The organism is Streptomyces sp. DH10, assembly GCF_029813805.1.
In the GTDB taxonomy this organism is placed as follows: Bacteria; Actinomycetota; Actinomycetes; order Streptomycetales; family Streptomycetaceae; genus Streptomyces; species Streptomyces coeruleofuscus.
In genome coordinates this window covers 1-20459 of the sequence record NZ_JARVKU010000044.1, presented here as the reverse complement: position 1 = coordinate 20459, position 20459 = coordinate 1, and the positions used below count along the sequence as shown (strand labels likewise).

General features: G+C 71.2%; 17 protein-coding genes. 9 read left to right on the top strand and 8 right to left on the bottom strand.

The genetic code is table 11. The annotated features are described in order from the left end of the window. Nucleotides 1-4: 4 nt before the first annotated feature. From QC385_RS42980 to QC385_RS42965, 4 genes are all read left to right on the top strand, one after another. Nucleotides 5-340, top strand: coding sequence for an RNA polymerase-binding protein RbpA (locus QC385_RS42980; protein WP_003976875.1), 336 nt, complete (start codon nucleotides 5-7; stop codon nucleotides 338-340). Between the two features lie 134 nt (nucleotides 341-474). Then, nucleotides 475-1743 carry an MFS transporter gene (locus tag QC385_RS42975; protein WP_279546858.1) on the top strand — a complete coding sequence of 423 codons (1269 nt, stop codon included), beginning with the start codon at nucleotides 475-477 and terminating at the stop codon, nucleotides 1741-1743. A 76-nt stretch (nucleotides 1744-1819) separates the two neighbouring features. Beyond that, nucleotides 1820-3475 carry a glucose-6-phosphate isomerase gene (pgi, locus tag QC385_RS42970; RefSeq protein WP_279546857.1) on the top strand — a complete coding sequence of 552 codons (1656 nt, stop codon included), beginning with the start codon at nucleotides 1820-1822 and terminating at the stop codon, nucleotides 3473-3475. A gap of 145 nt (nucleotides 3476-3620) precedes the next feature. Continuing rightward, nucleotides 3621-4559: a hypothetical protein gene (locus tag QC385_RS42965; protein WP_279546856.1), complete on the top strand. Its 939-nt coding sequence runs from the start codon at nucleotides 3621-3623 to the stop codon at nucleotides 4557-4559. An 18-nt stretch (nucleotides 4560-4577) separates the two neighbouring features. On the opposite strand, the gene QC385_RS42960 is transcribed toward QC385_RS42965, so the two are convergent. From QC385_RS42960 to QC385_RS42950, 3 genes are all read right to left on the bottom strand, one after another. After that, a complete protein-coding gene (locus tag QC385_RS42960; protein ID WP_279546855.1) occupies nucleotides 4578-7169 on the bottom strand; it encodes an FtsX-like permease family protein in 2592 nt (863 codons plus the stop codon). 70 nt (nucleotides 7170-7239) lie between these two features. Further along, entirely contained in the window at nucleotides 7240-7995 is a 756-nt protein-coding gene (locus QC385_RS42955) for an ABC transporter ATP-binding protein (protein ID WP_099054619.1), read from the bottom strand. Further along, complete coding sequence (locus tag QC385_RS42950; protein ID WP_086561728.1) at nucleotides 7992-8507, bottom strand: PadR family transcriptional regulator; 516 nt, start codon at nucleotides 8505-8507, stop codon at nucleotides 7992-7994. Before QC385_RS42950 ends, QC385_RS42955 begins: the two co-directional genes overlap by 4 nt. Nucleotides 8508-8628: 121 nt before the next feature. Here QC385_RS42950 and QC385_RS42945 point away from each other — a divergent pair, with 121 nt between their 5' ends. From QC385_RS42945 to QC385_RS42925, 5 genes are all read left to right on the top strand, one after another. Continuing rightward, on the top strand, nucleotides 8629-9900 hold the full coding sequence (locus QC385_RS42945) for an ABC transporter substrate-binding protein (protein WP_279546854.1): 1272 nt from the start codon (nucleotides 8629-8631) through the stop codon (nucleotides 9898-9900). Between the two features lie 140 nt (nucleotides 9901-10040). Next, nucleotides 10041-11699, top strand: a complete 1659-nt coding sequence (locus QC385_RS42940; RefSeq protein WP_279546853.1) for a glycoside hydrolase family 13 protein — start codon at nucleotides 10041-10043, stop codon at nucleotides 11697-11699. Nucleotides 11700-11736: 37 nt separating this feature from the next. After that, nucleotides 11737-13062, top strand: a complete 1326-nt coding sequence (locus QC385_RS42935; protein WP_279546852.1) for an ABC transporter substrate-binding protein — start codon at nucleotides 11737-11739, stop codon at nucleotides 13060-13062. 6 nt (nucleotides 13063-13068) lie between these two features. Further along, nucleotides 13069-14430: an ABC transporter permease subunit gene (locus QC385_RS42930; RefSeq protein ID WP_279546851.1), complete on the top strand. Its 1362-nt coding sequence runs from the start codon at nucleotides 13069-13071 to the stop codon at nucleotides 14428-14430. Continuing rightward, entirely contained in the window at nucleotides 14427-15266 is an 840-nt protein-coding gene (locus QC385_RS42925; RefSeq protein WP_279546850.1) for a carbohydrate ABC transporter permease, read from the top strand. Before QC385_RS42930 ends, QC385_RS42925 begins: the two co-directional genes overlap by 4 nt. 139 nt (nucleotides 15267-15405) lie before the next feature. On the opposite strand, the gene pgl is transcribed toward QC385_RS42925, so the two are convergent. The 5 genes from pgl to QC385_RS42900 form a co-directional block, all read right to left on the bottom strand. Then, nucleotides 15406-16191, bottom strand: coding sequence for a 6-phosphogluconolactonase (pgl, locus tag QC385_RS42920; protein WP_279546849.1), 786 nt, complete (start codon nucleotides 16189-16191; stop codon nucleotides 15406-15408). Further along, complete coding sequence (gene opcA, locus QC385_RS42915) at nucleotides 16188-17324, bottom strand: glucose-6-phosphate dehydrogenase assembly protein OpcA (RefSeq protein ID WP_279546848.1); 1137 nt, start codon at nucleotides 17322-17324, stop codon at nucleotides 16188-16190. The genes pgl and opcA overlap by 4 nt, the downstream gene beginning before the upstream one ends. Continuing rightward, a complete protein-coding gene (gene zwf / locus QC385_RS42910) occupies nucleotides 17321-18844 on the bottom strand; it encodes a glucose-6-phosphate dehydrogenase (protein ID WP_279546847.1) in 1524 nt (507 codons plus the stop codon). The genes opcA and zwf overlap by 4 nt, the downstream gene beginning before the upstream one ends. Nucleotides 18845-18848: 4 nt before the next feature. After that, nucleotides 18849-19967, bottom strand: a complete 1119-nt coding sequence (gene tal / locus QC385_RS42905; protein WP_279546846.1) for a transaldolase — start codon at nucleotides 19965-19967, stop codon at nucleotides 18849-18851. Nucleotides 19968-20001: 34 nt separating this feature from the next. Continuing rightward, nucleotides 20002-20459 (bottom strand): transketolase-like TK C-terminal-containing protein (locus QC385_RS42900; protein WP_279546845.1); only part of this gene is annotated, 458 nt, incomplete at its 5' end.

Below are 20459 nucleotides of genomic sequence, written 5' to 3'. Positions count from 1 at the left end.
GACCGTGGCAAGTGGCAACGCGATCCGGGGAAGCCGGGTCGGGGCGGGGCCGATGGGCGAGGCCGAGCGCGGCGAGTCCGCGCCGCGGCTGCGCATCTCCTTCTGGTGCTCCAACGGACACGAGACCCAGCCGAGCTTCGCCAGCGACGCGCAGGTGCCCGAAACCTGGGACTGTCCCCGCTGCGGATTCCCGGCCGGCCAGGACCGGGACAACCCGCCGGACCCGCCGCGCACCGAGCCCTACAAGACGCACCTGGCGTACGTGCGGGAGCGGCGCAGCGACGCGGACGGCGAGGCGATCCTCGCCGAGGCGCTCGCCAAACTGCGGGGCGAGATCTAGAAGTCGAGACCGGCCGGGCACCAACAGGTGCCCGGCCGGCGCCGCTTTCCGCACCGGCGGACAGCCGCTCGCGGACCGATTGTCAGTGGTGCCCTCTACGGTTTGTCGCATCGGGTGAACCGTGAGGGGGAGCAGTGGCGACGGTCGAGGCGGCGAGCAGGTGCGGGCCCGCGTGGCGCGGGGGCTTCGGACGGCTGTGGAGCGCCGCCGTGCTGTCCAGTTTCGGTGACGCGCTGCGCACGGCCGCGCTGCCCCTGCTCGCCGTCACACTGACCGACAACCCGCTGCTCATCGCCTCCGTCACGGCCTGCGGCTATCTGCCCTGGATCGTCTTCGGCCTGCTCGGCGGGGCCGTCGCCGACCGCGTGGACCAGCGGCGCGCCATGTGGATGGTCGACGCCTTACGCGGGCTGCTGGTCGCCGCCTTTGCGGTGGCCGTCGCCCTCGGTCACGCCTCGATCGGCCTGCTCATCGTGCTGGCCTTCGCCCTGACCACCCTCCAGACCCTCTTCGACAACGCCGCCACGGCGCTGCTGCCCGCCCTGGTCGACCGGGAGGCCCTCGGCAGTGCCAACACCCGGCTGATGACCGGCCAGCGCATCGCGGGCGGGCTGCTCGGCGGGCCGGCCGTGCCGCTGCTGCTGATGGCCGGGGCGGCCGTGCCGTTCGCCGCCGACGCCGTGACGTTCCTGGTGGCGGCCGCCCTGATCGCCTCCCTGCCGGCCGCCGCGTCCGAGCGGAAGCCGAGACCGGCGGGCAGCACGCTGCGCCGCGAGATCGCCGAAGGACTCCGCACACTGGCCCGCGACAAGGCCCTGCGCGGCCTGTGCGCCGCCACCGCCCTGTGCAACGTCGGCATGGGTGCCCTCGTCGCCACCCTCGTGGTCCTGGTGACCGGCTGGCTCGACGCCGGGAACGCGGGATACGCGGCGGCGATGACCGCGTACACGGCCGGCAGCCTGGCCGGGGGAGTGGCGGGCGGGCGGCTCGTCACCCGCTTCGGACGGATGCGCATGGTGCTCGCCGCGGGCACCGTGCAGACCGGTGCGCTCCTCGTCATGGGATCGGTGCGCAGCCTGATCGCCCTGACGGCCGCCCTGGCCGTGTTCGGGTTCATGGGCATGGTGTGGAACGTCAACACCACGACGCTGATGCAGCAGCGCAGCCCCACCGGGTTGCTGGGCCGCGTGAGTTCCGCCTACCGGACGCTCGCGGTCGCGGGCGCGCCCCTGGGCGCGCTGCTGGGCGGGGCCGTGGCCACCGCCTGGGGCGAGAACACCCCGGCCCTGCTCGCGGCGGCCTTCTTCGTCCTGTCCGTCATCGCGCTGATACCCGGGCGCCGCCCGGACGTACCTGTTGTTGTGCCGCAGGACGGTACGACGACAGGCCACGGCAACCGCTGATCAATTAGGTTGGGACCGGCAGCGGGGCAGGTACGCAGCAGCACAGGCAGGACAGGAAAGAAGGCTGAAGTCCGAGATGAACGCAGACGGCCGTACCAGGCTCAACCAGACGTCCGAGTGGACGGCGCTGGCCAAGCACCGTGAGGAGCTGGGCGACGTCCAGCTGCGCGAACTGTTCGCCGCCGACTCCGGCCGCGGCACCGCGTACACCCTCCGGGTCGGTGACCTGTACGTCGACTACTCCAAGCACCTCGTCACCGACGACACCCTGCGGCTGCTGCGCGAACTGGCCGCCGCCACCGACGTGTTCGGGCTCCGGGACGCCATGTTCCGCGGCGAGAAGATCAACACCACCGAGAACCGGGCCGTGCTGCACACCGCGCTGCGGGCGCCGCGGGACGCGGTCGTCGAGGTCGACGGTGAGAACGTGGTACCGGGCGTGCACGCGGTGCTCGACAAGATGGCCGACTTCGCCGAGCGTGTCCGCTCCGGCGCGTGGACCGGGCACACCGGCAAGCGCATCAGGAACGTGGTCAACGTCGGCATCGGCGGTTCCGACCTGGGTCCCGCTATGGCGTACGAGGTGCTGCGCGCCTTCACCGACCGCGACCTGACGGTCCGCTTCGTGTCGAACGTGGACGGCTCGGACCTGCACGAGGCCATCCAGGACCTGGACCCGGCGGAGACGCTGTTCATCGTCGCCTCCAAGACCTTCACCACGATCGAGACCATCACCAACGCGACCTCGGCGCGCTCCTGGCTGCTGGACGGCTTCGGGGGCGACGACAAGGCGGTCGCCAGGCACTTCGTGGCGCTGTCAGCGAACGCCGAGAAGGTCGCCGAGTTCGGTATCGACACGGCCAACATGTTCGAGTTCTGGGACTGGGTCGGCGGCCGCTACTCGTACGACTCCGCGATCGGCCTGTCCCTGATGATCGCGATCGGCCCGGACAACTTCCGGGAGATGCTCGACGGCTTCCGGATCGTCGACGAGCACTTCCGGACCGCGCCCGCCGAGTCCAACGTGCCGCTGCTGCTGGGCCTGCTGGGCATCTGGTACGGCAACTTCCACGACGCCCAGTCGCACGCGGTGCTGCCCTACAGCCACTACCTGTCCAAGTTCACCGCCTACCTCCAGCAGCTCGACATGGAGTCCAACGGCAAGTACGTCGGCAGGGACGGGCGCGAGGTGGAGTGGCAGACCGGGCCGGTGGTGTGGGGCACTCCGGGCACCAACGGGCAGCACGCCTACTACCAGTTGATCCACCAGGGCACGAAGCTCATTCCGGCGGACTTCATCGGCTTCGCGCGGCCGGTCGCCGAGCTGAGCGACGAACTGAAGGCGCAGCACGACCTGCTGATGGCCAACTTCTTCGCCCAGACGCAGGCGCTCGCCTTCGGCAAGACCCCGGAGGAGGTGCGGGCCGAGGGTGTGCCGGAGGAGCTGGTCCCGCACAAGACGTTCAAGGGCAACCACCCGACGACCACGATCCTGGCGCCCGAACTGACGCCGTCGGTCCTCGGCCAGCTGGTCGCCCTCTACGAGCACAAGGTGTTCGTGCAGGGCGCGGTGTGGAACATCGACTCCTTCGACCAGTGGGGTGTGGAGCTGGGCAAGGTCCTCGCCAAGCGCGTCGAGCCCGCGCTGACCGAGGGCGCCGAGGTCGAGGGCCTGGATGCCTCGACCAAGGCCCTGGTCTCCACGTACCGGGAGCTGCGCGGCCGGCAGTGACGAGCACCGGGCGGGAGGCGGACGGCGGCGTGCTGTCCGCCCCTGTCCGGCGGCGCGTTGATTCCGCGCACCGCCCGGCGGCGCCCCCTCCGCTTCCCGTAGACTCCCGGGCGATCATCATGGCGAGTGCTCGGGGGAGCGCGAAGTGGCACGCACACGCGGTAGTTGGACAGGCGGCGCGCTGACGGTCCGGTCCGTCCTGAAGCCCCAGGACGTGGCGCGGGCGGTGTTCCACCCCGCGTGGATACCGCAGCCGCTCGATCCGTCCGTGGAGCGGCTGAAGAAAGTCCGGGTCATCGCCGGGGCGGTCGCGTCCCTCGGGGTCTACACCTTCATCGAGGGCGGCTTCGACTTCACGGAGCTGCTGGAGAACGCGATGACGGCCTCCGTCGTCCTGCTCTTCCTCACGCCGCTGACGGTCGGGGCGATGCTCTGGGTCTGGCGGCGCGGCGGCACGGTGCGGCAGCTGCGGGGGCCGCTGCTCAACTCCCTGCTGCTGCTCCTGCTGTTCGTCGGGTGCGTGGCCGCTGTGCTGCTGCTGGTGCAGACGGTGAACGGGTCGGCGAACGCCGCCGTGATCATCGGGGTCGGTCTGACGATGATGTGGATGCTCATCTTCACGGCCTACGGGGCGGTGCGGGTCTCCGGCAACTTCTTCGGCACGGCCGCCACGCACCGCTGTCTGCCGCCGCTGCTCGCCATGGTGACCAGCTGGCTCGTGGCCGTTCCGGACCTCGTCACCGGTGATCTGCACGGGCTGAGCCTCACCCTGGGGATCGTCTTCATCCTGGGCGCTCCGGTGACGGTCACCGCCATCGCCCTGCTGGAGATGGGGCGGCTGAAGCGGCGGTACGGAATCCGGCTGAAGGCCCATCCGGCGACTCTGACACCGGCCCCGACACCGGCCCCGGCGCCCGGACCGGTTCCGCCGATGCCTCCGGGGACGCCCTCGGCGGGATCGCCGTACCTGCCGCCGCAGGGCAACCCCTACGGCCATCCCTACGCGCCGGGCGGGCAGCACCCGTACGCCCCGCACCCGCATCCGCAGCCTCCGTACAACCCGCAGCGCCCCTACGGGGGCTGACCCCGAGCGGTCAGGACGTCAGGCGACCGCGCTCAGCGTGTCCGCGAGCCGGCGGCGGGCCGCGCGGGCCGCGGGCAGGGCGGCCAGGGCGGCCGCGCAGAGTACCGCCGCCGTCCCGAGCAGCAGCATCAGCGGGGCGGACGGGCCCTGGGCGATCCCGGCGCCGATGCCGCTCGACCGGCCCTGGGCGTCGATCAGCCAGTGGGCGAGCGGCAGGCCCAGGGCGGTGGCGGCGAGTACGGCGGCCAGTGCCGTACAGCCGGTGGCGGTGACCGTGATGGCCGTGATCTGCCGGGGGGACAGGCCGATGGCTTTCAGCGCGAGCAGGTCCCGTTCGCTCTCGCGGACGGTGCCGCCGATCGCGGTCAGCAGCTCGATGAGCCCGATGAGGGCGAGGACGGCGATCAGCCCGGCGACGACCGCGCGCAGCGGGGAGAGCCCGTCGGCGGGGTTGGTCACGGTGTGCACGTCCAGGTGGCCGCGCCCGGCCGTGGCCAGCCGGTCCGCGACCTCCCCCGGGTCGGCACCGGGATCCAGACGCAGCTCGTAAAGGGTCGGGCGGAGGCCGGGGTCGTTGGCGCGGAGGGTGTCGAGGGACGTGGAGATGACCCGGCCGGCGTTGTCCGGCTCGATGCTGCGGCCCACGATGTGCAGGATCTGCGGCTGGTCGCCGACGGTCATCCGCACCCAGTCGCCGACGCGCACGTCCAGCAGGTCGAGCAGTCCCTGCCCGGCCACGGCCTCGTCGGCGCCAGTGGCGGGGCGGCCCTCGGCGAGGGTGTACGGGTAGGGGTCCCGGTCGGTGCCGAGGCCGCGCAGGGCGATGGTCGCCGTCTGGCCCGGGACGAGGGCGGCGGTCTCGACGCCGGGGTAGGCGGCGGCCACCCCAGGGTCGCGTTCCAGGAGAGCGCGGGTCTGCCGCTCGTTCAGGCCGGCGTCGGCTCGGACGCTGAGGGCGGTCGGGAGGCCGACCTGCTCGGGTGTGCTGTGGAAGCGGTCGATGGTGGTCCACGCGCTCATCGCCACGACGATCAGCAGCAGCGGCAGCGTGAGACGGGCGACGGTGGCGAGGGACCGGGGGCGGCGGGTGAACGCCTTGTGCCAGCCCAGCACCAGGGCGGGCGGAATTCCCGCTCCGAGGGCGCGGCGGGCCAGGTCGGAGAGCTGCCCGGTCCGGGGGGCCGCGGGCCGCAGCCCGAGAGCGCGGCGCAGCCCGCCGGTCGGCCGCCCGCCAGGCGGAGCCGGCGCGGGCTGTGGTCGCAGGGCCTGGGCCGTTGTCCCGGTCGGCTGCCGGTCAGGTGCGGCCGGTGTGGGCCGCAGTCCGAGCACCCGGCGCAGGCCGTCGGCCAGGCGCCTGCCGGGCGGTGTGGGAGCGGGCCGGAGGACTTGGGACGTTGTCCCGGTCGGCTGCATGCCAGGCGTAGCCGCCGCGGGGCCCGGTCCGAACGCCCGGCCCGGGTTCGCCCCGGACAACAGCCCGCCGAACGCCGCCGTCGGCCGCTGCACCGGTACCGGCGGCACACGTCCCGCCCGCCAGGCGGCCAGTCCGGTGGTCGCGCCGATGAACAGCACCGCGCCCACCGGGATCACGAACAGTGCCACGGTGTGTCCGGGCAGTCCCTGCCACACCCCGACCGCGTCCCCGAGGCGCCCCGGGATCCGGCTGCCCAGGGCCTCGGCCAGCGCGGCGGCGGCCACGGCACCGAGGAGGGCGTAGGCGAGGTGCTGGAGCAGGAAGATGCGGACCACCTGACCGGGGGTGAAGCCGATCGCCTTCAGCACGGAGAGGTCCCGCAGGTGGCCGCGGATACGGGTGCCGATCGCCCCGTGCACGGCGAGCCCGGCGGCGACCAGCGCGCCCAGCCCGAACAGGCCCAGCACCTGACCGAGGAGCCGGTTGTCGCCCTGCGCCTCGGCCCGGGCCTGCTGCCAGGTGGACACCTCCCCGATCGCCCCGGCGCCCAGTACGGTCACGGCGCGCTGGACGACGTAGGACGTGTCACCGGGGTCCGTCAGCCGCAGCCCGATCACCTGGCCGCCGGGATCTGGCACGGCCGACGGCAGCGCCCACACCAGGCCCGGCTGCTCACCGGGCCGGTAGCGCGGCTCGGCGCTGTCGGCGAGGCCCACGACGGTCAGTTCCCGGGCGGTGCCGGGCACGGTGAGGGTGTCGCCGGGCTCGGCCAGCAGCGCGCGGGCGAGGCGGCTCTCCAGGACCACACCGTTCGGGGTCGCGGGGTCCAGCCAGTGGCCGGAGACGACCGGCGGGCGGCCGACGGACGGGCGTTCCGGAGTGCTGCGCAGCTCGACGGCGGCGCGGCTGCCGCGCGAGGCGACCGTGGTGGCGGCGGTGGGGTAGGGACCGGCGACGGAGTCGACACCGTCCAGCTCGGCCAGCTTCCCGGTGTCGGCCGCGGTGTCGGTGTGCAGCCACACGTGCGCGCCGTGCGACTGCGTGAACACCCGCTGCCAGGGATTGGTGGCGTAACCGAACAGGGCCGTGGCCAGCAGCAGGGAGGCGACGATGCCCGCGGTGGCGAGGACGAGGAACAGCGCCTCGCCGCGGTGCGTGCGCAGATCGGAGTGCGCCCAGCGCAGGGTGGCTCGCACAGGCCTCAGCCCCTCGGCCCGGACACCGGGCAACGGTCGTACACCCGCATGTCAGTCCTTCACCCGCATGTCAGTCCCTGAGTTCCAGCACACCGGATATCCCGGCCCGGCGCGGCGGTGTGCCGCCGTCGAGTTCCGCGTCGTCGGCGATCCGGCCGTCGAAGAAGCTGATCACCCGGTCCGCGGCGCTCGCCAGCCGGGCGTCATGGGTGACCAGCAGGATCGTCTGGCCGCGCTGGTGGAAGCGGGTCAGCAGCCGCATCACCTCGCGGGTGCCCTTGCTGTCGAGGCTGCCCGCGGGTTCGTCGGCCAGCAGCAGCGGGGGATGGTTGACCAGGGCCCGGGCCAGGGCGACCCGCTGCTGCTCGCCGCCGGACAGCTCGCCCGGCATGCTGCGCTCCTTGCCCGTCAGGCCCAGCTCGGCCAGCAGCTGCTCCCGCTCGGCCCGGGCCCGCTTCGGCGAGGTCCCGGCGAGCAGGGCGGGCAGCTCCACGTTGTCGGCGACGGACAGGTTGGACACGAGGTTGAAGAACTGGAAGACGATCCCGATCCGCTTCCGGCGCTCCACCGCCCAGCGGGCCTCGCTGTAGGTGTCGGTGGACTCGCCGTCGAGCCAGATCCTGCCCGCGTCCGGCCGCTGGAGGCCGCCGAGCAGATGCAGCAGTGTCGACTTCCCGGCACCGGACGGACCGGTGATCGCCACGAACTCGCCGGGCCGTACGCACAGGTCGACCCCGCGCACGGCATGGGCGGGCGCGCCCTCGCCGTGGTGCGTCTTCACCAGCCCCTCGGCGCGCAGCACAGGAGCGGGACGGTCGTCGCTCACTCCAGTTCCTCCAGCTCTTCCTGGCACCGCTCCAGCCAGTCGAGATCGGCTTGCAGGTGCAGCATCGCGCCCTCTATCAGCAGGTGGGCGATGCGGTTGTCGCGGTCTTCGGCGGCGGCCAGCTTCGACAGCTGCCGCATGGTGTTCAGGTACTGGCGCCGCTGCTGGTTGATCAGGGAGATCTGGTCGGCGAGACCGCTCTGCGGAGCGAGCGCCAGCTTCATGAAGAACTCGTCCCGCACCCGCGGCTCGTCCTCGGGCTCCTCGAACCAGGCGCGCAGCGCCTCCCGCCCGGCGTCGGTGAGGTGGTAGACCTTTTTGTTGGGCCGGCTGGACTGCGCCACGTCCTCGCCCTCGATCAGTCCCGACTTCTCGAGGCGGCCGAGGGTCACATAGATCTGGCCGACGTTCGGCTGAGGGTACGCGGAGCCCAGCAGTTGCTCAAGGTCCTGCTTGAGCTCGTAGCCGTGGGCGGGCCCGCGGGCGAGGAGGGCCAGGAGGGGCAGGCGCACGCGTGCAGTCCTCCAGTCCGGTCCAATGTGCTCCAGGCCCTAGTATCGCCCATACCTAACAGGTATACATGGCCTCTGTTCCGGGCGAAGGTGCCCGTCGCCGGTGTACAGGGAGGAACCTATGCGGTGGATCCATGCCGCGGGTAGGGGCCTTCTCGTTCTCGTCGTGGTCCTGACCGGTTACGTTGCCGCCGGGGCGCAGGCGGGCGAGCCCGCCGACGGCGGCCGTGGACCGCTCACGCTGGCCACCGCCGGAGACCTTACCGGCTACCTCGGTCCCCTGCTGGAGGGCTGGAACCGCACCCACCCCGGCGAGAAGGTGACCCTCGTCGAGCTGCCGGACTCCGCCGACGAGACCCAGGCCCAGATGGCCACCGATCTGCGTGACGGCGACCGCAGCCGGTTCGACGTGCTCAACATCGACGTCAACTGGACCTCGGAGTTCGCCGCGGCGGGCTGGATCCGGCCGCTGCCCCGTGATCGCTTCCCCCTGAAGACCTTCCTCCCGCCGGTCGTGGACACCGCGACCTACGACGGACAGCTGTATGCCGTCCCGTACGTCACCAACGCCGGCCTGCTCCTGTACCGCAAGGACCTCCTCGCGAAGGAGGGCGTGCAGCCGCCGCGCACCTGGGCGGAGCTGGAGCGGTACGCGAAGACCATCGCCCCGAAGTACGGCCTCGACGGCTACGCCGGGCAGTTCCTGCCGTACGAGGGCCTCACCGTCAACGCGGCCGAGGCCGTCTACTCGGCGGGCGGCTCGATCCTCGGCGACGAGGGCGAGCGCGTCACCGTCGACTCGGCGGCGGCCCGTGAGGGCATCGGCTTCCTGGCGCGCGGCGTGCGCGAGGGCTGGATCCCGAAAGAAGCGCTGACGTACAAGGAGGAGGAGTCCAAGCAGGCCTTCCAGGACGGCCGGCTGCTCTTCCTGCGGAACTGGCCGTACGCCTACGTCGGCGCCTCCGCCCCGGGCTCCGAGGTCGCCGGGAAGGTCGGCGCCGTACCCCTGCCGGGGCCGGACGGGCCGGGGACGAGTGTCCTCGGCGGCTCCAACCTGGCCGTCAGCGCGCACGCGCGGCACCCCGACTCGGCCGCCCGCCTGATCGCCTACCTCACCAGCGAGCGCGTCCAGCGCCAGGTCCTCACGCGCGGCGCGCTGCCGCCCGTCCGGGCCGATCTCTACGAGGATCCCGCGCTCATCCGCAGCTTCCCCTACCTGCCGACCCTGCGCGAGAGCGTGCGCACGGCCGAGCCGCGCCCCAAGAGCCCACGGTACGACCAGGTCAGTCTGGTGGTGCAGGCGGTCGTGCACGACGCGATGGCCGGGCACGAGACGCCCACGGCGGCGGTGCGCCGTCTGGCGCGGGAGCTCGCCCTCATCTCACGTCGGTAGTACTTCTACTTACTTGTTAGGTAACGCGGACGTCTCATCTGACTGAGATGTGTCCGAAAAGTACCCAATTCCGCCATATCAACTCCCCGGTAGCTTCTGCCTTTTCATTGACACCCTCTCGACACCCCTACTTAACATGCATGCATAACCGCTGCCCTCCTCAGAGACAGGTCGATGGGTTGAACAGGCACCACTGGTGGCGTGACGCAGTGATCTATCAGGTGTACGTCCGCAGCTTCCTGGACAGCACCGGCGACGGCGTCGGCGATCTCGCCGGAGTCCGGGCCGGGCTGCCCTATCTGAAGAAGCTCGGCGTCGACGGGATCTGGCTGAGCCCCTTCTATCCCTCGCCGCAGCACGACCACGGCTACGACGTGGCCGACTACTGCGACGTCGACCCGCTCTTCGGCGACCTCGCCGAGTTCGACCTGCTGATGGGGGCCGCGCGGCGGCTCGGCATCAAGGTGCTGCTCGACATCGTCCCGAACCACTGCTCCAGCGAGCACCCCTGGTTCCGTGAGGCGCTCGCGGCCCCGCCCGGCAGCGCGGCCCGCGCCCGCTTCCACTTCGCCGACGGCCGCGGCCCGGACGGCTGCGAGCCGCCCAACAACTGGCACTCCATGTTCGGCGGCCCCGCCTGGAGCCGGGTGACCGAGGCCGACGGACGGCCCGGCCAGTGGTACCTGCACATGTTCGCGCCCGAGCAGCCCGACTGGAACTGGCGCAACCCGGAGATCGCCGCCGAGTTCGACCGGATCCTCCGCTTCTGGCTGGACCGGGGCATCGACGGCTTCCGCATCGACGTCGCGGCCGGCCTCTTCAAGCACCCGGAGCTGCCCGACTCCGACGACCCGGAGGCCGACGCCCGCACCCGCGACTCGGTCAACCCGCTCGCCTGGAACCAGCCCGAGGTCCACGACGTGTGGCGGCGCTGGCGCTCCATATGCGAGGAGTACACCGAGCGCGACGGCTGCGAACGCCTGCTCGTCGGCGAGGTCTCCGTCCCGACCGCCCGCGAGCACGCCCAGTACGTCCGCCCCGACGAACTGCACCAGGCCTTCTTCTTCGACCTGCTCAGCGCCCCCTGGGACCCGGACGCCTTCCAGAAGGTCATCTCCGAGGCCATGCAGGACATCGCCGGGACCGGCTCGACCGTCACCTGGGTCCTCAACAACCACGACCAGGTCCGCACCGTCACCCGCTACGGCGAGCCCGCCACCGAGGGCAGCGGCCTGGGCGCCGCCCGCGCCCGAGCCGCCGCGCTGCTGATGCTGGCGCTGCCCGGAGCCGCCTACATCTACCAGGGCGAGGAGCTCGGCCTGCCCGAGGTCGTGGACCTGCCCGACGACGTGCTCACCGACCCGATCTTCCGCCGCACCGGCAGCCGGGCCCGCATCCGCGACGGCTGCCGGGTGCCGCTGCCCTGGTCGGGGCAGGCCTCGCCGTTCGGCTTCACCCCGGGCGTGGAGAGCGCCAAGCCGTGGCTGCCCCAGCCGGAGTACTTCGCCGAGTACGCCACCGACCGGGCCCTCGCCGACACCCGCTCCTTCTGGCACCTGTACCGCGACGGTCTCCAACTGCGCGCCGCCCTGCCCCAGTTGGGCGAAGGAACACTGCGCTGGCTGGACTCCCCGCCCGGCGTCCTGGCCTTCACCCGCGGTGACGACCTGGTGTGCGCCGTCAACTTCGGTACGGCCCCCACCCCCGCGCCGGTCTCCGGCACCCCCCTGCTCGCCAGCGGCCCCTGCCCGCCCGGAGTGCTCTCCGGCTCGACGGCCGCCTGGTGGATCCGTTCCTGAACGCCCCGCAAGTCAACTCCCCGAAGGGACATCAACGATGATGCGACGACGTACCACCCTCATCACCGGCTGCACCGCCCTCGTCCTGGCGCTCGGCACGACCGCCTGCGGCGGCGGCCCCGTCGCGGCCGGCGGCGGCGACAAGGCACTCGACGGCCAGACCATCACCGTGGCCGGTGTCTGGTCCGGCACCGAGCAGAAGAACTTCCAGAAGGTGCTGGACGCCTTCACCGACAAGACCGGCGCCAAGACGCAGTTCGTGTCCACCGGCGACAACGTCTCCACCGTCGTCGGCAGCAAGATCGAGGGCGGCAACGCTCCCGACGTCGTGATGGTCCCGCAGGTCGGCGTGCTCAAGCAGTTCGCCCAGAAGGGCTGGCTCAAGCCGCTGTCGAAGAAGACCGAGCAGTCCGTGGACGCCGGCTACGCCCCCGTGTGGAAGGAGTACGGCAGCGTCGACGGCACCCTCTACGGCCTGTACTTCAAGGCCGCCCACAAGTCGACCGTCTGGTACAGCCCCGACGCCCTCGCCCAGGCCGGGGTGAAGCCCCCGAAGACCTACGACGAGATGCTGAAGGCCGGGCAGACCGTGTCCGACTCCGGCCTCGCCGCGTTCTCCGTCGCCGGGCAGGACGGCTGGACCCTCACCGACTGGTTCGAGAACGTCTACCTCTCCCAGGCCGGACCCGAGAAGTACGACGCCCTCGCCGCGCACAAGCTGAAGTGGACCGACGCGTCCGTCGTCGACGCCCTCACCACGCTCGGCAAGCTCTTCAAGGACAAGCAGCTCATCGCCGGCGGCCAGAAGGGCGCCCTGAACACCGACTTCCCCGGCTCGGTGGAGAAGGTCTTCGGGCCGGAGCCCGAGGCCGGCATGGTCTACGAGGGCGACTTCGTCGCCGGCGTCGCCAAGGACCAGTTCGGCAAGAAGGTCGGCGAGGACGCCAACTTCTTCCCCTTCCCGGCGGTCGCCGGTGGCGAGGCGCCGGTCGTCAGCGGCGGTGACGCGGCCGTCGTCCTCAAGGACGGCAAGAATCAGAAGGCCGCCCAGGCCCTCCTGGAGTTCCTGGCGACCCCGGAGGCCTCGGCCGTGTGGGCGGAGGCGGGCGGCTTCCTCTCCCCGAACAAGAAGCTCGACCTCGCCTCCTACGGCGACGACGTCACCCGCGCCACCGCCAAGTCACTCGTCGACGCCGGGGACTCGGTCCGCTTCGACATGTCCGACCAGGCCCCGGCGTCCTTCGGCGGCACCAAGGGCACCGGCGAGTGGAAGCTGCTCCAGGACTTCCTGCGCGACCCGTCCGACCCGAAGGGCACCGCTGCGAAGCTGGAGGCCGCTGCGGCCAAGGCGTACCAGGACTGATCCGCCATGACAGCGACCCTCGTCAAAGAGACGAACCCCCCACCGCCCGTCACGGTCGCCGATCGCACACGGCGTCTGCGCCGGCGCGGGAAGATCGTCGCCCTGCTGTTCGTGCTGCCCGCACTGCTGCTGCTCGGCGCGCTCGTCGTCTACCCCGTGCTGTTCAGCGTCGGCCGCAGCTTCTTCGACGCCTCCGGGACGACCTTCGTCGGCGGTGACAACTACGCCGAGATGTTCCGCGACCCGGCGACCCTCACGGCCGTCCGCAACACGGCCATCTGGGTCGTCGTGGCCCCAACCCTGCTGACCGGCCTCGGACTGATCCTGGCCGTCCTGGTGGAGAAGGTCCGCTGGGCCACCGCCTTCAAGCTGCTCCTCTTCATGCCGATGGCGGTCTCCTTCCTCGCCGCCGGCATCATCTTCCGGCTCGCCTACGACGAGGACCCGGACAAGGGCGTCCTGAACGCCGCCGTCGTCTCCGTCCACGACGCCTTCAAGGCGGAGTCCTCGTACCCGACGGCCCGGGCGCGTGACGGACAGGGCCTGACGAAGGACAAGGACGGCTCGTACCGCACGAGCAAGAGCGTGTCCCCGGGTGACGCGGTGACGCTGGGCCTGGTCGGGGTGCTGCCCGGCGACCTGCCCGGCGGGACCCGGCCCGCGTACGCGGCCGCCGGGCAGAAGGCCGCCCCCGACGAACTGCGCGGCGTGGTCTACCTGGACTTCACGCCCGGCGGGGGAGGGGAGCAGGGCAAGGTCGACCGGCGGGAGAGCGGATTGCCGCAGATGAAGGTCGAGGCGGTCCGGGACGGCAAGGCCGTCGCCACGGCGACCACCGCGTCCGACGGTTCCTTCCGCTTCGAGGGACTCCAAGCGGGCTCGTACGCGGTGAAGCTGCCGTCGTCCAACTTCGCCCCGCCCTACGAGGGTGTCTCCTGGCTCGGACCGGCGCTCGTCACACCGGCGATCATCGGGGCCTACCTGTGGATCTGGACCGGCTTCGCCATGGTGCTGATCGGGGCGGGCCTGTCGACGCTGCCGCGGGACGCGCTGGAGGCGGCGCGGATGGACGGCGCGAACGAGTGGCAGATCTTCCGGCGGATCACGGTGCCGCTGCTGGCACCGGTGCTGACGGTCGTGTTCATCACCCTCGTCATCAACGTGATGAAGGTCTTCGACCTCGTCTACATCATCGCGCCCGGTCCGGTGCAGGAGGACGCGACCGTGCTCGCGACGCAGATGTGGCTGGTGTCGTTCGGCGGCGGCAACAACCAGGGCCTCGGCAGCGCGCTCGGTGTGCTGCTCCTGCTGCTGGTGGTTCCGGCCATGGTGTTCAACGTCCGCCGTTTCCGAAGGGGTCAGCGATGAACGCGGTTCGGCGCGGGTTGGGCAACGGGGTCGTCCAGGCCTTCCTCGTGGTGGTCGGCCTGGTGTGGATGACGCCGCTGGCCGGGCTGTTCCTGTCCTCGCTGCGGTCCGCCGAGGACACGGCGAAGGGCGGCTGGTGGACGGTGTTCTCCAGCCCCGGGCAGCTGTCCTTCGACAACTACTCCTCGCTGTTGCAGAACTCGGGCATCACGCAGGCGTTCTGGAACACGGTGCTGATATCGGTGCCTACGACGGTGCTGGTCGTGGTGATCGCGGCGCTCGCGGGATACGCGTTCGCGTGGCTGGACTTCCCCGGGCGGGAGACGATCTTCCTCGTCGTGGTCGCGCTGCTGGTGGTGCCCGTGCAGATCGGGCTGCTGCCGGTGGCCAAACTCTTCGGGCAGCTGGGGCTGTTCGGCACGATCCCCGGGGTCGTCCTCTTCCACGTGGCCTACGGCCTGCCGTTCGCGGTGTTCCTGCTGCGGAACTACTTCGCCGAGATGCCGAAGGAGATGCTGGAGGCGGCTCGGATGGACGGTGGCAGCGAATGGCGTATCTTCACGCGGCTCGTGCTGCCCGTGGGGCGGCCGGCGATCGCCTCCCTGGCCATCTTCCAGTTCCTGTGGGTCTGGAACGACATGCTGGTGGCGCTGCTGTTCGCGGACAGTGCCTCACAGCCGCTGACGGTGGAACTCCAGTCGCAGATAAGGCAGTTCGGCAGCAACATCGATGTCCTGGCGCCCGGGGCGTTCGTGTCCCTGGTCGTGCCTGTCGTCGTGTTCTTCGCGTTCCAGAGGCACTTTGTGCAGGGTGTGATGGCCGGGTCGGTCAAGTAGCCGCTGCCTGTTCGCGATACCAGGGGGCTCCGCCCCCTGGACCCCCGCCTATGCCCACCCACCACGCGAAAACTGCCCTTGACAGGGGCAACTGGGGGGCGAAGGCACGGGAGTCCAGGGGGCGGAGCCCCCTGGTACCTCAGGCCGAAGCCGGCGGATACAGCGACCGCGGCAGTTGCGAAGCCGCCGCCGCGTCCAGCAGCCACAGCGTCCGGCTGCGGCCGTACGCCCCCGCCGCCGGTGCCTGGATCTCGCCCGCGCCCGAGAGCGCGATCGCCGCGGCTTGGGCCTTGTCCTCGCCCGCGGCCAGGAGCCACACCTCACGAGCCGCCCGAATCGCCGGCAACGTCAGCGTCACCCGGGTCGGCGGCGGCTTCGGCGCACCATGGACACCGACGACCGTACGGTCGGCCTCCCGCACCGCCGGCAGCTCCGGGAACAGCGACGCGACGTGCGTGTCCGGCCCGACCCCCAGCATCAGCACGTCGAACGTCGGCACGGGCCCGTGGTTCTCCGGGCCCGCCGCCCGCTCCAGTTCCTCGGCGTACGCGGCCGCCGCCGCGTCCACGTCGGTGCCGTAGGGGCCGTCCGACGCGGGCATCGCGTGCACCCGCTTCGGATCGAGCGGCACCGAGTCCAGCAGTGCCTGCCGCGCCTGCGTGACGTTGCGCTCCGGGTCGCCCTCGGGCAGGAACCGCTCGTCACCCCACCAGAGGTCGAGCCGGCTCCAGTCGACGGCGTCCCGGGCGGGCGCCGCGGCCATGGCGGCCAGCAGGCCGTTGCCGTTGCGGCCGCCCGTCAGGACCACGGACGCCGAGCCCCGGGAGGCCTGTGCGTCCACGATCCTGGTGATCAGCCGGGCCGCCGCGGCCTGGGCCATCAGCTCCTTGTCGCGGTGGACGACCAGCTGCGGTGCCGTACTCACTTCGTCGGTGCCTTCCTTACCGGTTCCAACCTGGGCGGTTCCTGCTTCACCGGTGCCTGCGCCGCCGCTTCCGCAGCGGGAGCTTTCGCAGCCGTTTCGACGGGAGCGGGGAGGGCGAGCCGCCCCCGGCCGTCACTTTTGGGCTCCCCTTTGGCCACCGGCTCTTCCTTGTCGGCCACCGGCTCTTCCTTCGCCGGAGCCGGCCAGGACGCCTTCAGCCGGTCCACCCCGTACCGCAGCGCCGACGCGTACGTGTCGTCCGGGTCCAGCCGCCGCAGCTCCTCCGCGATCAGCTCGGCCGTCTCCCGGCGCTTGAGCGCCACCCCGCGGGCCGGCTGGCCCTCGATGGAGAGGGTCGCGAGGGACCCGTCGGCACGGTCCAGGGTGATCGCGCCGCAGGTGGTGTCCATGCGGACCGCCGTCAGACCGGGGCCGCCGGACAGCGAGCGCTTCACCGGGACGTCCAGCCGGTCCGCGAGCCACATCGCCAGCAGCTCGCAGCTCGGGTTGAACTCCTCGCCCTCCACCTCGACGGCCCTGACCTCGCAGGTGACCTGGTCGAGGGCGGCCGCCAGCATGGAACGCCAGGGCGTGATGCGGGTCCAGGACAGGTCCGTGTCGCCGGGGGTGTAGGTCCCGGAGCGGGTGGCCAGGTCCCGTACCGGCTGCTCGGAGGCGTAGGTGTCGGTGACGCGGCGCTGGGCGAGGGCACCCAGGGGGTCCTTCGCCGGGTCGAGCGGCGCGCTCACCGGCCACCACACCACCACCGGGGCGTCCGGCAGCAGCAGCGGCAGCACCACCGACTGGGCGTGCTCGGCGACCTCGCCGTACAGCCGGAGCACGACCGTCTCTCCGGTGCCGGCGTCGGCGCCGACCCGGACCTCCGCGTCCAGGCGGGACTGCGTACGGTCGCGGGGCGAGCGGGAGACGCGCCTGATGACCACGAGGGTGCGCGAGGGATGCTCGTGCGAGGCGTCGCTCGCGGCCTTCAGCGCGTCGTAGGCGTTCTCCTCGTCCGTCACGATGACCAGCGTGAGCACCATCCCGACCGCCGGGGTGCCGATCGCCCGGCGGCCCTGCACCAGCGCCTTGTTGATCTTGCTGGCCGTGGTGTCCGTGAGGTCTATCTTCATGGCCGGCGCCAGCTCCGTCCGTGTCGCTCGAGCATTTCGTCCGCCTCGACGGGCCCCCAGGTACCGGCCGGGTACTGGGCGGGCTTGCCGTTGGTGTCCCAGTACTCCTCGATCGGGTCGAGGATCTTCCAGGACAGCTCGACCTCCTCGGTACGCGGGAAGAGGTTCGAGTCCCCGAGGAGGACGTCCAGGATGAGACGCTCGTACGCCTCCGGACTGGACTCCGTGAAGGACTCGCCGTACGCGAAGTCCATCGACACGTCCCGGATCTCCATCGAGGTGCCCGGCACCTTCGAGCCGAAGCGGACCGTGACGCCCTCGTCCGGCTGGACGCGGATGACGATCGCGTTGGAGCCCAGCTCCTCGGTGGCCGTCGTGTCGAAGGGGGAGTGCGGGGCCCGCTGGAAGACGACCGCGATCTCCGTGACACGGCGGCCCAGGCGCTTGCCGGTGCGCAGATAGAAGGGGACGCCCGCCCAGCGGCGGTTGTCGATCTCCAGCTTGATGGCGGCGTAGGTGTCGGTCTTCGAGGAGGCGTTGATGCCGTCCTCCTCCAGATAACCGCGCACCTTCGTGCCGCCCTGCCACCCGGCCGCGTACTGGCCGCGCACGGTGTCCCGGCCCATGTCCCTGGGCAGCTTCACCGCGCCGAGCACCTTGGTCTTCTCGGCGGCCAGCGCGTCCGCGTCGAAGGAGGCGGGCTCCTCCATGGCGGTGAGCGCCAAGAGCTGGAGGAGGTGGTTCTGGATGACGTCACGGGCGGCGCCGATGCCGTCGTAGTACCCGGCCCGGCCGCCGATGCCGATGTCCTCGGCCATCGTGATCTGCACGTGGTCGACGAGGGACCGGTTCCAGATCGGTTCGAACATCGTGTTGGCGAAGCGCAGCGCCAGGATGTTCTGGACGGTCTCCTTGCCCAGGTAGTGGTCGATGCGGAAGACCTGGTCCGGGGCGAAGACCTCGTGGACGACCTTGTTGAGCTCCTCGGCCGACTTCAGGTCGTGCCCGAACGGCTTCTCGATGACCGCGCGCCGCCAGGAGCCGCCCTTCTGGTCGGCCAGCCCGTGCTTCTTCAGCTGCTGGATGACCACCGGGAAGGACTTCGGCGGCACGGACAGGTAGAAGGCGAAGTTGCCGCCCGTGCCCTGTGCCTTGTCGAGTTCCTCGATCGTGGAGCGCAGCCGCTCGAACGCATCGTCGTCGTCGAACGTGCCCTGCACGAAGCGCATGCCCTGGATGAGCTGCTGCCAGACCTCCTCGCGGAAGGGGGTGCGGGCGTGTTCCTTGACCGCGTCGTGGACCTCCTGGGCGAAGTCCTCGTGCGCCCACTCGCGGCGGGCGAAGCCCACCAGCGAGAAGCCCGGCGGCAGCAGACCCCGGTTGGCGAGGTCGTACACGGCGGGCATGAGCTTCTTGCGGGACAGGTCGCCCGTGACGCCGAAGATGACCAGGCCCGACGGCCCCGCGATACGCGGGAGCCGTCGGTCCGCGGGGTCACGCAGCGGGTTGCTGCTCGACACCTGTTCAGCCCTCCGAGGGGGCGAGGCGCTGAAGCTCGGCCTCGGTCGACTTCAGCAGGTCGGTCCAGGACGCCTCGAACTTCTCGACGCCCTCCTCCTCCAGCAGCTGCACCACGTCGTCGTACTTGATCCCGAGCCTCTCGACGGCGTCGAGGTCGGCGCGGGCCTGCTCGTACGTGCCGGCGACGGTGTTGCCGGTGATCTCGCCGTGCTCCTCGGTGGCGAACAGGGTCGCCTCCGGCATGGTGTTCACCGTGTTCGGCGCGACCAGCTCGGTGACGTACATCGTGTCCTTGTACGCCTTGTCCTTCACGCCGGTGGACGCCCACAGCGGACGCTGCTTGTTGGCGCCCGCCTTCTCCAGGGCGTTCCAGCGGTCCGAGGAGAAGACCTCCTCGTACGCCTGGTAGGCCAGACGGGCGTTGGCGATGGCGGCCTTGCCGCGCAGCGCCTTGGCCTCGTCGGTGCCGAGCGCGTCGATCCGCTTGTCGATCTCGGTGTCCACGCGGGAGACGAAGAACGACGCCACCGAGTGGATCTGCGACAGGTCCAGGCCGCGCTCCTTGGCCTTCTCCAGGCCGGTCAGGAACGCGTCCATGACCAGGCGGTAGCGCTCCAGCGAGAAGATCAGCGTGACGTTGACGCTGATGCCCAGGCCGATGGTCTCGGCGATGGCCGGGATACCCGCCTCGGTCGCCGGGATCTTGATGAGGGTGTTGGGCCGGTCCACCAGCCAGGCGAGCTGCTTGGCCTCGGCGACCGTCGCCCGCGTGTTGTGGGCCAGGCGCGGGTCGACCTCGATCGACACCCGGCCGTCCTTGCCGCCGGTGGCGTCGAAGACGGGGCGCAGGACATCGGCGGCGTCGCGGACGTCCGCCGTGGTGATCATGCGGATGGCCTCTTCGACGGTGACCTTGCGGGCGGCGAGGTCGGTCAGCTGCGTGTCGTAGCCGTCGCCCTGCGAGATCGCCTTCTGGAAGATCGACGGGTTGGTGGTGACGCCCACGACGTGCTGCTGGTCGATCAGCTCGGCGAGGTTGCCGGACGTGATCCGCTTGCGCGACAGGTCGTCCAGCCAGATCGCCACGCCTTCCTCGGAGAGGCGCTTGAGTGCGTCTGTCATGGAAATTCCATCTCCTACGTGTCGTATATGAGGGTCAGCGCTGAGCTGCGGCGATCGATTCCCGGGCGGCGGCGGCCACGTTCTCGGCAGTGAAGCCGAACTCGCGGAAGAGGACCTTGCCGTCGGCCGAAGCACCGAAGTGCTCCAGGGAAACGATGCGGCCGGCGTCCCCCACGTACTTGTGCCAGGTGAGACCCACCCCGGCCTCCACCGCGACGCGCGCCTTCACGCTGGGCGGAAGGACGCTGTCCCGGTACCCCTGGTCCTGCTGCTCGAACCACTCCACGGACGGCATGGACACCACGCGGGTGGGCACGCCGGCGCCCTGGAGCTGCTCGCGCGCCTCGACGGCGACGTGCACCTCGGAGCCGGTGGCGATGAGGATGACCTCGGGCTCGCCGCCATCGGCCTCGAACAGGACGTAACCGCCCTTGGCGGCGTCGTCGTTGGGCTCGTAGGTCGGCACACCCTGACGGGTCAGCGCCAGACCGT

Coding starts and splice junctions, on each gene's coding strand:
- pgi (WP_279546857.1), top strand. CDS start 1,820: ATGAACGCAGACGGCCGTACCAGGCTCAACCAGACGTCCGAGTGGACG.
- QC385_RS42945 (WP_279546854.1), top strand. CDS start 8,629: ATGCGGTGGATCCATGCCGCGGGTAGGGGCCTTCTCGTTCTCGTCGTG.
- QC385_RS42940 (WP_279546853.1), top strand. CDS start 10,041: ATGCATAACCGCTGCCCTCCTCAGAGACAGGTCGATGGGTTGAACAGG.
- QC385_RS42935 (WP_279546852.1), top strand. CDS start 11,737: ATGATGCGACGACGTACCACCCTCATCACCGGCTGCACCGCCCTCGTC.
- QC385_RS42930 (WP_279546851.1), top strand. CDS start 13,069: ATGACAGCGACCCTCGTCAAAGAGACGAACCCCCCACCGCCCGTCACG.
- QC385_RS42925 (WP_279546850.1), top strand. CDS start 14,427: ATGAACGCGGTTCGGCGCGGGTTGGGCAACGGGGTCGTCCAGGCCTTC.
- opcA (WP_279546848.1), bottom strand. CDS start 17,324: ATGAAGATAGACCTCACGGACACCACGGCCAGCAAGATCAACAAGGCG.
- tal (WP_279546846.1), bottom strand. CDS start 19,967: ATGACAGACGCACTCAAGCGCCTCTCCGAGGAAGGCGTGGCGATCTGG.